This window comes from Armatimonadota bacterium (assembly GCA_028871815.1).
In the GTDB taxonomy this organism is placed as follows: domain Bacteria; phylum Armatimonadota; class Chthonomonadetes; order Chthonomonadales; family Chthonomonadaceae; genus REEB205.
Window position 1 is genome coordinate 1 of the sequence record JAGWMJ010000011.1, and the last position, 12,707, is coordinate 12,707.

Sequence of the window (12,707 nt, forward strand, 5' to 3'; positions counted from 1 at the left end):
TTCCCCGTCTTCGCGCAGGCCCGAGAAGAGGCACGCAAAACCGTGTGCCTCAGCAACGTCCGGCAGCTGGCCACCGCGAACGAAATGTATATCCAGGACTACGATGAGCAGGTCGTCCTCGACCTGGCATCGGATCCCGCCGGCACCGTGCTCTACACGTGGCAGGACCTGGTTCAGCCCTACACCAAGAGCTACCCCATCGTCAACTGCCCAGACGCTCCCTCCGGCTGGGACGGCGGTCCGCCCGACTACGGATACTGGCTCAGCTACGGCATCAACGGCCGCGCAGCGATCCAGGGCTTCCCGTACTGGGTGACCCGCGGGCCCGGTTCCTGGTTCCAGCAGTACATCGCAGCCGGCGTACAGTACGACGGCATTGCGGGTGACGCCGACATGCACCACTTCTACTATCCGAACGTGGTGAACTCGCTGGCGCTCGCCAATGTTGCCCGCCCATCCGAGTATGTCTTCATCCAGGACGCCGGCAACTTCGACGCGTGGCACGGCATCTTCGGCATGCAGTCCGCGCTCGGCTGGTGCGGCGCGTGGGTGGATCCGGCCAAGTATCCAGGCTGGGGCACCAGTTCTCCTCCGGCGTACGCGTTCTTCGGACCGCAGCCCCGCCACTCCGGTGGCAACCAGTTCTGCTATGTCGCAACCCGCGCCACTACCTACGGAGAAGGCGTAGCGAACATCGCGTTTCTGGACGGCCACGCGAAGGGGATGAAGGCCGGACAGTGGCTGCAGATACTGGCCGGCAGCACCAACGGTGGCGCGCCCGGCGAACTGAACTACTTCGAACCAAATCAGTAACTCGGCCTGACTGCTCGCTGCGGAATACAGCAGAAACGAGGGTCGGAGCGCAATTCGCGCTCCGACCCTCGTTTTGTGTGCCGCCTGCCGTCCGTGCAAGCAGGGTTGGTAACGGGGTATACTGGCTCACGCCGTTGCTGGAACGGCAAAGTGCGAAAGGGCGCTCGTAGCTCAGCGGATAGAGCGATAGGTTGCGGACCTATAGGCCGGGGGTTCGATTCCCTTCGAGCGCATTGCATGCCTGGCGCGTTGAGGCATACGAATTGGTTTAGCTGCCCTCGTAGCTCACCGGATAGAGCGCTTCCGTCCTAAGGAAGGCGCAGGGGGTTCGATTCCCTCCGAGGGCGCCATCCATGACCACGGCACCTGGTGCGAAGGTGGCATGGCTCGGAGAGATGTCCGAGTGGTCGATGGTGCGGCTCTCGAAAAGCCGTGGGCGTCACAGCCCCGTGGGTTCGAATCCCACTCTCTCCGTACGCATTCGGAACGGTGCGCGCCCTGCCAACGCAGCTATTACGGGCTAGCGGGCAAAACGCGAGGCGGTTTGCCACGCTCCGCGAATTAGCGGCGCCCACCCGCCGCCGCAGGTCTCGCGCCCTCCTTTCGCGGAGCGGCATCCAGTTCACCTGCGCCCCACGATCTCCGAACCGAAGTCAGCTTGACGGCAACCGTTTGGCCAACCTGCCGCCTGCTGTCGTCCAGATCGATCAATAGCCCGCCTGCCCAGCCTACGCATCGCCCGGCCTCTTTGAGCAGCGATCGCGCCACGCGACACTGTGTGACCCCGGAGGCACGCAGTGACGCGACCTCCGCTTCCAGCGCGTCGGCATCGGCCGGTTTGATCGAGTACTTTTCCAGGTGCGCGTCATCGTCGGCACGCACAAAGACCGCGCACTGCAACAGCCGCTCCAGCTCCTCAACGGCAGCGCTTTCGGGACCGATCAACAGTTCGGCCACATCGGTGTGGCACCGCACGATGAACGCCTTGCCACGATTTGCCTGTGCCGAAGCCATCCGGCGCAGGTCACGCTCAATCAGGTTGGTTACGCTCTCCGCCGATGGCAGATGACCGCGACCGTTGCAGTACGGACACTCGTCCGTCATGAAGCCGGTGAGCGTTTCGCCGGTTCGCTTACGCGTCATCTCCACCAGCCCCAGCCCGCTTATTCCGGAAATCCGCGTGCGAGAGCGGTCCTTCCGGAGCGCAGACTCCAGCGTGCGCAGCACGGTCTGCTTGTCGCGGACGCTGGACATATCGATAAAGTCGATGACAATGATTCCGCCGATGTCACGCAGGCGCAGCTGTCGCGCGATCTCATCGGCAGCGTCGACATTCGTCTTAAGAATGGTCTCGTTCAGGCTGGCGCCGCCAACGTACCGGCTGGTGTTCACGTCGATCACGGTGAGGGCTTCGGTCTCGTCAATAACCAGCGAACCGCCGTTCTTCATGAAGACCTTGCGGCGCGTCAGCCGGTCCAGCTCCTCCTCCAGGCCAAAGTGATCGAAAATCGGCTCGCGCCCATCGTAAAGTTGGATCCGCCCGGCGAGACCAGGTGAAATCCGCATCAAGAGGTCGTTGGCCTTCTCGTACTCCGCCGGATCGTCGATGATCATGCGGTCCACGTCGGAACCGAAGATATCACGGATGGTTTTGTACAGCAGAGAGAGATCCTGCTGCACCAGCGCCGGGGCGCGGCGCTCTCCGGCGGCGATCTGTACATCGGACCAGGTCTTCTTGAGGAACTCGATATCCTGGACCAGATCCTCTTCCGCCTTGTCTTCGGCCTCGGTCCGCACGATGATGCCGGCGCCGGCTGGCCGCAGCTTGTCGGCGATCCGGCGCAGCCTGTCGCGCTCGCGCGCATCCTCAATCTTGCGCGAAATGCCGATCGAGTTGATCTCCGGCATCAGCACCAGATACCGGCCGGGAAGCGATATCCGTGTAGAGACGCGCGCGCCTTTGGTGCTCCGCGGCCCCTTGATCACCTGAACCAGCAGCTCCTGGCCGGTGCGCACCACGTCGCGTATACGCTGGTCGCGCAGGTCGGAGCGCCGCAGCCGGCCGCGACCCTGCTGCCAGCGGGTTGGCGATGCGCTGGCGGCCACCGGCGCCGCTTCCTCGGCTGCCTGGTCGTCATCGGCGTACTCGATATCGTCGGCCAGGTCGTCATCGTCCGGCTCGTCATCATCGGTGAGATCACCAGACTCCGCACTGTCGGCCTCTTCAACTCTTGCCACCGGACCGGGCGCCGGCTTACCGCGGCTTGCCAGGCTGCCGCTGAAGCTGGTCGGCAGCACGTCGCCCACATAGAGGAACGCGTTTCGCTCCAATCCGATGTCGACGAATGCAGCGTCCATGCCCTGCAGCACGTTGACCACCTTGGCCTTGTAGACGCCGCCGACCACGCGCTCTTCACGCTCGATCTGAAGCTCCAGGGGCCGCGAATCCTCCACCACGCAGATGCGAGTTTCGCGTTCACCAACGTTCACAATAATCTCTTTGCTCAACTGCGGGTCACTCCTCACACGCCAGCTGCCCGACTTCCGGGACAATCAGACGCACTCGATGTATTTTTCGCGGCGTCAACTCCGCGCCGCGCTCCGCCAGCAACTGCACGATCTCGTTCGGCTTGGCGGCGCCGCCTTCGCCGATCCCAACAGTGGCCGATATCACGGCCCGATCCTTCGCGGCCGGCGCCGCAGCAATCCGGTAGAGCCATGGCCGCACATCCACCCGCCGCGACTTTCCCTGCCGGATGCGCTCGATGGGCAGCTCCGCTGCATTTTGCACAGATTCCAGCGCCCGGCAAAGCGCATCGAAACTGCCGGGCGGCACATCGCAAAACACCTGGTATTCGGCGCGCGTGAAGCCATTCAGGAAGCCGCCTACGCGTTCGGCAGGCATCGCAGTGCATGAGACGATGGAGATTCCAGGCGGCAGCACCGCGGTAAGTCGAGCGGCAGCTTCATCCATCGCCAACTCCGCTTCGAGATGGATACCCAGAACCTCACCATCGCCTGTAACACCGGTGCTGAGTGCGGAAGCGAAAACGAGGCGGGCGCGCGGATTGAATCCGGCGGTGTAGGATACCGGCAGGCCCGCCCGGCGTACCGCGCGTTCAAACGCTCTCAGAAGGTCGAGGTGCGAGAGCCATCGAACGGGCTCCGTTTTGCGAAAAGTTACAATGCAGGCTGTCAATCCAATTTGTCGGCAACTGCAGTGGCGTCGGTGGATCGCCCACTAGCAAGGTGAGCCGGTCGCATCCATCGCACGGGGCGGCCGGCTCGTGGGTTCAACCGCACGCCTACCCTTTAGCCCATCTTTGTCGCAGACTTGTGCTTGAGCGCCGCGAGGATTTTGGCCTTCTTTTGGGCCGGCGTCAGCTTGCTGAAGATGGCAGGGCAGCTGGAGCAGCAGAAGTGGACGCGATAGCCCGCAAACACCACAGGCTTGATGGTCTTGCTGGCAGCATCCAGTTCGATTGGGCAAGTCCACACGTCCGTGAGCTTTTTCGCCACTTTCACGTGCTTTGCGTGCTTGACCAGCTTGTGTGCCTTTGGCTTAGGTCCGGCAAACGCCACTGCGCTGAGTAGAAGGAGTGCTGCGGAGCAGAGAGCGACAGTTCTTTTCATGATATTCCCCATGGCGCCGGCGTGGCGCCGAACACCGTTGCGGTTGCGACGCAATGTGTCGCAACCCGCAGGTTGACTGTGAAGATAGTACCCGAGATGCCCTGGTGAGCGGCGCCATGGTATCGGATCGGAGCTCGTCATCCGGCTGCTGCGTGAAATGCCAGCGCAGCATTCTCCGCCACCATTGAGATGTCGTCAGGCGTCATTGCGGCCGACACAAACGCCGTCTCGAATTGCGACGGCGGCCAGTACACTCCATGATCGAGCAGATGGTGAAACCATCGACCGAATCTCGCACGGTCGCATCGCGACGCGGCGTCGTAATCGGGCACGGCATCCTGATCGGTAAAGAAGACCGTGAGCATCGATTGATACTGCGAAACGTAGACGGGCAGTCCGGCCTCTTTGGCGCCGGCTCGGAGCGCGGCGGCCAGGCCGGCAGCCAGCCCGTTGAGCCGCGCATACAGCGCGCCGCCGCCGTTTCGCAGCTGGCGCAGAGTTTCGATGCCGGCGGCAGTGGCAACGGGATTACCGGAGAGCGTGCCGGCCTGATAGACCGGTCCCAGTGGCGCGACCTGCTCCATCACGTCGCGACGGCCACCATAAGCACCGAGCGGGAACCCGCCGCCGAGTATCTTGCCGAACGTGGAGATATCCGGAGCGATTCCAAACTCACCCTGGGCGCCACCCAGGCCGACGCGGAAGCCGGAGATGACTTCATCGAATATCAACAGCGCACCGGCAGTCGCTGTGAGCCGGCGCAGCGCCTCCAGGAACCCGCTCTGCGGCGGAACCAGACCCATGTTTCCGGCAACCGGCTCTACGATAACGCAGGCGATACGCCCGCCCTCGGCTTTGAAAAGCTTTTCGGCTGCGCCGATATCGTTGTATGGCAGCGTGAGCGTGTCGGCAACCGCCGCTGGGGGCACGCCGGCGCTGTCGGGCAGGCCGAGCGATGCCACACCGGATCCGGCGGCAGCCAGCAGGCAATCGGCATGACCGTGGTAACATCCGGCAAACTTTACAATGCGGTTTCGGCCGGTAAAACCGCGGGCAACCCGGATAGCGCTCATAGTAGCCTCCGTGCCGGAGGAGACCAGCCGGAGCATTTGGACCGAGGGCACCGCACGGCACACTTCCTCGGCAAGTGTAACCTCCAGCGCGGTGGGTGCGCCGAAGGTAGTGCCGAGTTCAGCCTGCGCGCAGGCAGCCCGCAGAACATCGGGGTGCGCATGGCCCAGGATGAGCGGCCCCCAGGATGAGACCATATCGATGTACCGGTTGCCATCCGCATCCCAAACATGGCAGCCGGAGCCACGCTGCAGGAACCGAGGTTCGCCGCCGACGGACCGAAAAGCGCGAACCGGCGAATTAACGCCGCCCGGTATGTGGCGCTCGGCGCGCGTCATCAACTCGGACGAGCGTTCTACGGGCAGACTCTCTGGTGTCGTCATGGTATAGCTCCCGGGCGGCTGGCGGCAGGTATCGCAAAGCAAAAAAGTTAAAGTTGAAGTGCACTGTACCTCAAGCCATCGCGCGCCGCGAGGCTGCTGAGGCGGTGCAAGGAGCAATCCAGTCATGAAGAGTTCACCCTTTTTCGCGCTGCTGAGCGCCGTCGCCGCCCTTACGCCAACCCTATGCGCCGCGCAGACTCCGCCCACTTCAAACCGGCCACAGCCGCACCGCCTTACTGTTTCAGGCCACGCCGATATCAAGGCGACGCCGGATGAGGCCACGATCAGTGTGGGTGTGGTGACGGATGACAAATCGGCCGTAGCAGCCGCGCGGGATAACGCGCTGGCAGCCACGCGCGTCCGGGATGCTGTCGCCAGCCTTGGCGTGGCGGAGAAGGATATTCAAACATCCAACTACAGCGTTCAACCGCTGACCACAGGTGGCTTTAACAATGAGCCGCAGCGCATTACCGGCTATCGTGTTTCGAACGATGTTCTGGTCACCGTGCGCAAGCTGACCACGCTGGGGCCTATCCTCGATGGCGTCACCAGCGCCGGCTCCAACTCGGTGAACGGCATCTCATTCCGCGTGGCGCACCCGGATGTGCAGCACGATGCCGCGATAGCCGCCGCTATAAAAGATGCGCGCCGGCAGGCCGACGTGGCCTGCACCGCCGGCAATCTCCACGTGGTTGCCACCCTGGACGTGAACATTTCCAGCGTGTCGCGACCGCAGCCAATGTACTTTGCATCCCGCGCGATGGCCGGCATGGCCGCCGCGCCTTCGACGCCGGTTGAACCCGGGCAGGTGACAATCACGGCCGACGTGACCATCGTCTACCAGATCGCGGATGGGGAGGTCCGCTAGCAACGGCCGGTAGTGTCCAGAACGGGCACAGAAGTGGCAAGCGACGGCTGCAACGCCAGTTCCAACCGCACCATCGTACCGGTTCCAAAAGCCTGAATCGGAACAACGGTGTGGTATACTGGTGCCTACGATCAGACAGTTCGTTTCCCGTGCCGTCATGGCAAACGAGCGGCACCGGTCCGGTTCGCGCCAGGGCGTCGTCGTTCCAGCCTGTTCCAGGCGTGCGGGGCCAGCGTCGCAGCACCCTCACGGTGGGGGCAGACAGGCAGAGAGACATGCAGGATTAGATGGATCCGAGCGTGGCACGCACGAACAATCCGGACCACCAGGTCGATCCCGCGACCGCGCCCGCTTCCGTGCCAGCCCCCGAGCTTGACAACGTTGTTCCAGATACAGACGACGCGCGGCTGAAGCTGTTCCACGAATTCGATCCCTTCATCCGCCGGCTGATTGGCAAGTATGCCGACGACGCCGAGATGCGAAAAGACCTTCGCGGCGAGATCTACTTCCGGTTCTGCAAGCTTCTGGACGTCTACGACCCGGAGCGTGGCGTGCCGCTGCGTCCGTATCTTGGCCGCGCGCTGACGACCTCGGTGTACACGTACGCCCGCCATCAATGGCGGCTGCGCAAGCGCGAAGTTGCGAGTTTGAGTGAGGATTACGACCCAACCGATCGTGTGGATCCCACCCCGCAGTGGAACGATCGGATCGCCCAGGATCAGTTTCGTGAGGGCCTGGCCGAGGCGATCTATGCGCTGCCGCGGCGCCAACGGCAGGTGCTTATCCTGCGCTATTACGATGAGCGTTCTTTTGAAGATATCGCATTGGCGCTGAACGTGCGTGATGCAACCGCGCGCTCACTGCTGCGTCACGCGCTCAACAATCTGCGCCGCCAGATCGAGCAGGGCCGCCTCCAGGCCATCTAGCGCCCGGGTTCACTGCGTATCGATCCGCGCTGGGCGCTTGCATGCGAACAGGAATAACAAAACGGGGCCGGCCGCCGCACTCCGCGTGCTGCTGCCGGCCCCGTTGACTGTGTGGCGCCTTCCTCGGCGTCAGTTCATCATCAAGTCGTCCCAAAGCCGTTGAACGCTCTCGCGCCGCGCGGCCTCCACGCGGTTAATCAACTCATCACCGTAGCTCTGCCGGATCTCGTCAACCAGCAGCTTCATGCTATCGACATCTGCAGCGTCACGGCTGAGTTCACGCACCACGGAGGCGTGCAGAAGGCACTCGTAAATCGTTGCGGTCGTATCCGCGTCCGGCGTTTGGCCGGAAGCCTCTTGAAGAAGCAGCAGCGCCAGATTGCGCCGGGCCGGGAGATCGTCGGGCATCGCACTTACGCGGGCTCTGGCATCGCGAAGTACACCGGATTCGACCTGTTGAGCCTGCTTCCGCATAAATGGTGCCTCGGGTATGAGCGCTGCGGCGGGCAGTGCCGCTGCCGGAATGTTGAAGAAACGAACGACCATTTCTCGCATCAATTATAGTACCAAGTCCGCTCTATTTGTGCCCGCGCAGTTAGGAAATGTGCAACGTGGGCGAAACTTTGCCCCAGGCAAGCCGCTACGTGACGGCCACCACCGTATAGCACACCCTGCGCGAGCGCAGCGGGCCTGCCCTTTCACAACGCTTTCAGTAACACCGCGCGCACCGGAGATGCCGTTGCGCCGCAGATGTTGAGCGGCAGCGCGACCAGCGTGTACTCCCCGGCCGGCGCCATTTGGAGGTCGACTTGCTCCAGAATCGCAATGCCGGCGCTGAACAACTTGTGATGGTTGGGCAACTCCTTGCTATCGGCCGGATCCACCGACGGCAGATCGATTCCGAGCAGTATAACTCCGCTCGCTGCCAATAGTGCCACGTGAGCCTCGTTAAGTGCAGCAAAGTGCTCCGGGAACCGGGTTCGGTCGGTCCACGAGCCCGTTCGCACCAGCACACGCGGCGCCACGATGGCCTCAGGTGAGATCGGCGCGATCGAACCGTCACGAAGCACCGGCGCATCGATGACCACCGCAGGGCCAATGAATGCCGCGAGCGGTAGCTGCTCCACAGAGGCCGCTCCGCGCGCAAAATGGCTGGGTGCATCCACGTGCGCGCCGAGGTGGAGCGTCGTGGTGACCACGTCGAGGGAGATCGTGTCGCCACGTTCCAGCGAATGCGGCTCGGTGCGCTGGAACGGCGCATCGCCGGGCCACACCGCTGTGGCCGCAGAGATGGCCGGCGAGATGTCGACAATCCGGCCGTATGGATTCCTTCGCTCCGGCTCCGGCATCACGATCCGGCGATCTCTGAAATGGCGGTGACGGCATCCCAGCAGTCACACCAGCCATTGTAGAGCGGCGCCGGAGCAAGGCGGATGATGTCGGGCGGCCGGTAGTCCGGAACGATGCCCTTTTGAAGCAGCCGCCGGCAAATCTCTTGAGCGTGCTCGTGCCGAAGTGCAACATGGCCGCCCCGGCGCTCCGCGTCGCGCGGGGATGCCACAGTGAACCCCATGGCGCCGAGTTTGAGATCGGCGAGCGCAATCAGCCACTCGGTAAGCTCAACCGATTTGGCCCGCAACTCGTCTATCGGGGCGCCGTCGAACACTTCGAGCGCACCATCGAGCGCAGCCAGGCTCAAGACAGGGGGTGTACCCATTCCCATTGCGGCTGCTCCGGGCGCCGGCGACTGCACCGGTTTCATCTCAAACATCCGCTCTGGGTGAGAGCCGAACCAGCCGGCAAGCCCGGCGGAGCGCCCGAAGTGGCGGCGGTGCATAAAGACGCCGGACGGCGCTCCGGGACCGCCATTGAGATACTTGTAGCCGCACCAGATGGCGAAGTCCGGTCCCCAGGCGTGCAGCTGGTGTGGCACTGCGCCTACGGAGTGGGAAGCATCGAACCCGATGAGAATGCCCTGGGCGTGCGCGGCCTCAGTGAGTCTCGGTATGCTGAGCAGCTGCCCGGTCGTGAAGATGGCTGCCGAGAGCACCGCAAGCACCACGGGACCCTGCATGGCCCGCACAATCGCCTCTTCTTCAACCAGTCCATCGGCGCCGGCTTTTACCCGGATGAGGTTGGTTTCCGGCGACAGGCCGTGCAAGCACAGTTGGCTTCGAAGCGCGTACGAATCGGAGGGAAAGCAGGTGTCATCCACCAGGATGCAGTCGCGGCCCGGCTTCGGCTGGAAGAATGTGGCGGCAAACTGGTGCAGTGCGACTGTGGTGGAGCTGCCGAGAGTCACCTCCCCGTGCTCGGCGCCCGTCAGCCGCTCCAGCCGGTCGACACATCGCGAAAACGCAGTCAGCCAGCCATCATCGTGAAACCAACCACCAACGGCGTTCTCACGCCACATGGCGAGGGCGCGAAGCACGGCTGCCTCGGACGGCTGACTCAGCAGCCCCAGTGAGTTGCCGTCGAGGTAGATGGCGCCGGCCGGCCGCGCGAACATGCTGCGCTGAAAAGCAAATCGATCGTTGCGATCCAGTTCCGCGGCCAGCTCGCGTGACAGTGAGTTCACGCTGATCAGTTTAGCCAAAAAGTGGGCGCCCTGCGCCAGAAGTCGGCGGGGCGCCCGATGATCACGGTCACAAGGAGAGACCGAACTGCAGTTAGTGAGCCACTTCCTTCTCGATCGGCGCGCCGATAATGGTGTGCACACCGTCGGCAAGCCGTCGTCGTTTCTTACGTTGGAGTAGCCGGGCAGATACTTGAGCGCAAACCGGGTGTGCGACGAGCGTTCGCCAATACGGCATCAGGTCACTGCATCCTTCCCGGGCGTTGTTTCGTGCGGCGCGTAGATTTCACGAAGTTCGCCGGCCGTCTCGTAAGCGTCGTCATCTCGAACCGCGCAAGCCCGGGGAATGCCGGCCGCGCCCGGTATCCGGATAGAATGCGGACTCCAGCTCATATGCAAGCCGAACCGTAACGCCTCACCGTTGTCTTGGTTACTCGCATCGCTGCCGGCTTTTAGCCTTTTTGAGCCTGCTACCTGAACGCAGGTCGCCGATCTGCTCTATATATGACTTAGTTTATCACATTTGTCAAGTATATCGGTGTCGTTCCCTCCGTTACAGAATGGAAACGGCTGCCGGAGTACAATAGCTGTGCGGAATTACCACCCACACGGAGATATTGATTGCATGACAGTTGCTGATTTACCCCGCTGGGATCTCACGCCGTTCTTTCCATCGCTGGATTCGTCGGAGTTTCGGCAGGCGCTGGATAGCGCCGAAGCCGAGATTCGCGCGATGCAGGTGCTTTTTGACAAGCACAACGTGCGCCGGCGCACCGAGTCCGAAGTGGATACGGCCTTGGTCACCGCTTGGGAGGATGTGACGACGGCGTTGAACGGTACGCTCGAAGAGGTGCACCTTCTCGAGGCGTACCTGGCATGCCTGGTAACCACGAACGCGAAGGACGAGATTGCGCAGTCATTCGAGTCCCGCCTGGAGACCGCTGCGCAGCCACTGCAGCAGCTGATGACCCGGTACACGGCGTGGTGCGGCACGACCGATATCGACGAGCTGCAGAAGCGGAGTCCGCTTGCGGCGCAGTACGGCTACCTGCTATCTCGCGCTCAACAGTTGGCCGGCCACCAGATGAGCGAAAGCGAGGAGGCGCTGGCGGTTGACTTGCGGTCATCGGGGCTGGCGGCATGGGGAGCGCTCCATGGCAAGATGTCTGCACTTCTTTCCGCGCCGGTAGATGCCGGCAAGGGCGTGGAGCAGCTGCCGTTGAGCGCAGTGCGTGCTTTGGCCGCCGATGCCGACCGCGCTGTGCGGCAGCGCGCCTGGGAAGCCGAGCAAGTGGCGTGGGAGAGCGTGAGTGTTCCGCTGGCGGCGGCTCTGAACGGGATCAAGGGTTGGCAGCAGACGCTGCGTGCCCGGCGCTCGTTCGGCAGCGACGTAGAGCCGACGCTGATTGCCAACGGCATCGACGCCATCACTCTGGAGGCGATGCAGGCGGCATGCATCGAGTCGTTTCCCGATTTTCATCGCTACCTCAGGGCCAAGGCGAAGTGGCTCGGAGTTCCCGTCCTGGCGTGGTGGGATATTTCGGCTCCTGTGGGCAAGGAGGCGCGCATTTGGGGCTGGGCGGAAGCTTCCGAGTTTGTTGCATCCAGTTTCAACCGGTACAGCGCGCGACTGGGCGATTTCGCTACTGCGGCATTTCGGGACGAATGGGTAGACGCGGGTCCCCGGCTTGGAAAGGAGGGTGGCGCCTACTGCATGGGGCTCTCACCCGGTGTGTCACGCGTGTTGATGAACTTTTCCGGATCGTTTACGGATGTCAGCACACTGGCCCATGAACTGGGCCATGCGTACCACAATCTGAACCTGGGCAAGCACGCGATCCTGCAGCGGCGCACGCCGAGTACGCTGGCCGAGACGGCGAGCATCTTCTGTGAGACGCTTACGTTTGACGGAGCGCTTCAGGGAGCCTCCAGCGACGACACGATTGTGCTTCTCGACACGGTGCTGCAGCGCAACCTGCAGGTGGTGGTTGATATCCACTCGCGGTTCCTGTTTGAGCGCGGAGTATTCCAGCGCCGTGCTCAGCGGAACTTGACGGTAACCGAGTTGTGCGATTTGATGACCGAGTGCCAGCGCGCAGCGTACGACTCGGCCGTAGATCCGCTGCACCCATGGATGTGGGCCGTGAAGGGCCATTACTACGGGCCGACGTTCTACAACTACCCGTATACCTATGGCCTACTATTCGGACTCGGTCTCTACAGCCTGTATCGCAACTCTTCGGATACGTTCAAACCGCAGTATGACGACCTGCTGGCCAGTACCGGCACAGCCGATGCCGTATCGCTTGCCGCGCGGTTTGGTATCGATGTCACGTCCACTTCATTCTGGCGGGCGAGCCTCGACATCATTCGCGGCCAGATAGCCGAGTTCGAGTCGGCAGTGGCCGCGGCCGGAAAATAGGGGCGCCCGACGGCTG

At 62.8% G+C, this 12,707-nt stretch carries 11 protein-coding genes and 3 tRNA genes; 7 read left to right on the forward strand and 7 right to left on the reverse strand.

The genetic code is table 11. The features are described 5' to 3' along the window. The 4 genes from KGJ62_12620 to KGJ62_12635 form a co-directional block, all read left to right on the forward strand. Window positions 1-813, forward strand: an 813-nt coding sequence (locus tag KGJ62_12620; protein ID MDE2127426.1) for a hypothetical protein, incomplete at its 5' end; no start/stop codon positions are given. 160 nt (window positions 814-973) lie between these two features. Next, window positions 974-1,046: transfer RNA gene (locus KGJ62_12625), tRNA-Arg, on the forward strand. Between the two features lie 41 nt (window positions 1,047-1,087). After that, a tRNA-Arg gene (locus KGJ62_12630) sits at window positions 1,088-1,163 on the forward strand. Window positions 1,164-1,202: 39 nt separating this feature from the next. Beyond that, window positions 1,203-1,287 (forward strand) — tRNA-Ser (locus KGJ62_12635). Between the two features lie 87 nt (window positions 1,288-1,374). Here the strand turns inward: KGJ62_12635 and KGJ62_12640 are convergent. The 4 genes from KGJ62_12640 to hemL all read right to left on the reverse strand — a co-directional run bounded on the left by KGJ62_12640 (window position 1,375) and on the right by hemL (window position 5,882). Further along, the gene (locus tag KGJ62_12640; GenBank protein MDE2127427.1) at window positions 1,375-3,321 is read right to left on the reverse strand and encodes an Rne/Rng family ribonuclease; all 1,947 of its coding nucleotides are present in this window, start codon (window positions 3,319-3,321) and stop codon (window positions 1,375-1,377) included. Window positions 3,322-3,328: 7 nt separating this feature from the next. After that, window positions 3,329-4,012: a TIGR03936 family radical SAM-associated protein gene (locus tag KGJ62_12645; GenBank protein MDE2127428.1), complete on the reverse strand. Its 684-nt coding sequence runs from the start codon at window positions 4,010-4,012 to the stop codon at window positions 3,329-3,331. 113 nt (window positions 4,013-4,125) lie between these two features. After that, entirely contained in the window at window positions 4,126-4,446 is a 321-nt protein-coding gene (locus KGJ62_12650; GenBank protein ID MDE2127429.1) for a hypothetical protein, read from the reverse strand. A gap of 137 nt (window positions 4,447-4,583) precedes the next feature. Next, window positions 4,584-5,882: a glutamate-1-semialdehyde 2,1-aminomutase gene (hemL, locus tag KGJ62_12655; protein MDE2127430.1), complete on the reverse strand. Its 1,299-nt coding sequence runs from the start codon at window positions 5,880-5,882 to the stop codon at window positions 4,584-4,586. 142 nt (window positions 5,883-6,024) lie between these two features. On the opposite strand from hemL, the gene KGJ62_12660 reads away from it, so the two are divergent. Together KGJ62_12660 and KGJ62_12665 are read left to right on the forward strand one after the other, a co-directional pair. Then, window positions 6,025-6,768 (forward strand): SIMPL domain-containing protein, encoded by a 744-nt coding sequence (locus tag KGJ62_12660; GenBank protein MDE2127431.1) that lies wholly within the window; start codon window positions 6,025-6,027, stop codon window positions 6,766-6,768. Window positions 6,769-7,067: 299 nt separating this feature from the next. Continuing rightward, window positions 7,068-7,694, forward strand: a complete 627-nt coding sequence (locus KGJ62_12665) for a sigma-70 family RNA polymerase sigma factor (protein ID MDE2127432.1) — start codon at window positions 7,068-7,070, stop codon at window positions 7,692-7,694. 129 nt (window positions 7,695-7,823) lie between these two features. Here the strand turns inward: KGJ62_12665 and KGJ62_12670 are convergent, their stop codons facing one another. The 3 genes from KGJ62_12670 to kynU form a co-directional block, all read right to left on the reverse strand. Continuing rightward, window positions 7,824-8,240, reverse strand: a complete 417-nt coding sequence (locus KGJ62_12670; GenBank protein MDE2127433.1) for a hypothetical protein — start codon at window positions 8,238-8,240, stop codon at window positions 7,824-7,826. Between the two features lie 152 nt (window positions 8,241-8,392). Beyond that, window positions 8,393-9,043 (reverse strand): cyclase family protein, encoded by a 651-nt coding sequence (locus KGJ62_12675; GenBank protein MDE2127434.1) that lies wholly within the window; start codon window positions 9,041-9,043, stop codon window positions 8,393-8,395. After that, the gene (gene kynU, locus KGJ62_12680) at window positions 9,043-10,290 is read right to left on the reverse strand and encodes a kynureninase (GenBank protein ID MDE2127435.1); all 1,248 of its coding nucleotides are present in this window, start codon (window positions 10,288-10,290) and stop codon (window positions 9,043-9,045) included. Before kynU ends, KGJ62_12675 begins: the two co-directional genes overlap by 1 nt. A gap of 604 nt (window positions 10,291-10,894) precedes the next feature. On the opposite strand from kynU, the gene KGJ62_12685 reads away from it, so the two are divergent. Continuing rightward, on the forward strand, window positions 10,895-12,691 hold the full coding sequence (locus KGJ62_12685; GenBank protein ID MDE2127436.1) for a M3 family oligoendopeptidase: 1,797 nt from the start codon (window positions 10,895-10,897) through the stop codon (window positions 12,689-12,691). Window positions 12,692-12,707 lie beyond the last annotated feature (16 nt).

What these genes read in the sequence shown, in the direction of transcription:
- KGJ62_12685 (MDE2127436.1), top strand. Translation starts at nt 10,895, where the DNA reads ATGACAGTTGCTGATTTACCCCGCTGGGATCTCACGCCGTTCTTTCCA.
- KGJ62_12650 (MDE2127429.1), bottom strand. Translation starts at nt 4,446, where the DNA reads ATGAAAAGAACTGTCGCTCTCTGCTCCGCAGCACTCCTTCTACTCAGC.
- KGJ62_12670 (MDE2127433.1), bottom strand. Translation starts at nt 8,240, where the DNA reads ATGGTCGTTCGTTTCTTCAACATTCCGGCAGCGGCACTGCCCGCCGCA.
- KGJ62_12675 (MDE2127434.1), bottom strand. Translation starts at nt 9,043, where the DNA reads ATGCCGGAGCCGGAGCGAAGGAATCCATACGGCCGGATTGTCGACATC.
- KGJ62_12660 (MDE2127431.1), top strand. Translation starts at nt 6,025, where the DNA reads ATGAAGAGTTCACCCTTTTTCGCGCTGCTGAGCGCCGTCGCCGCCCTT.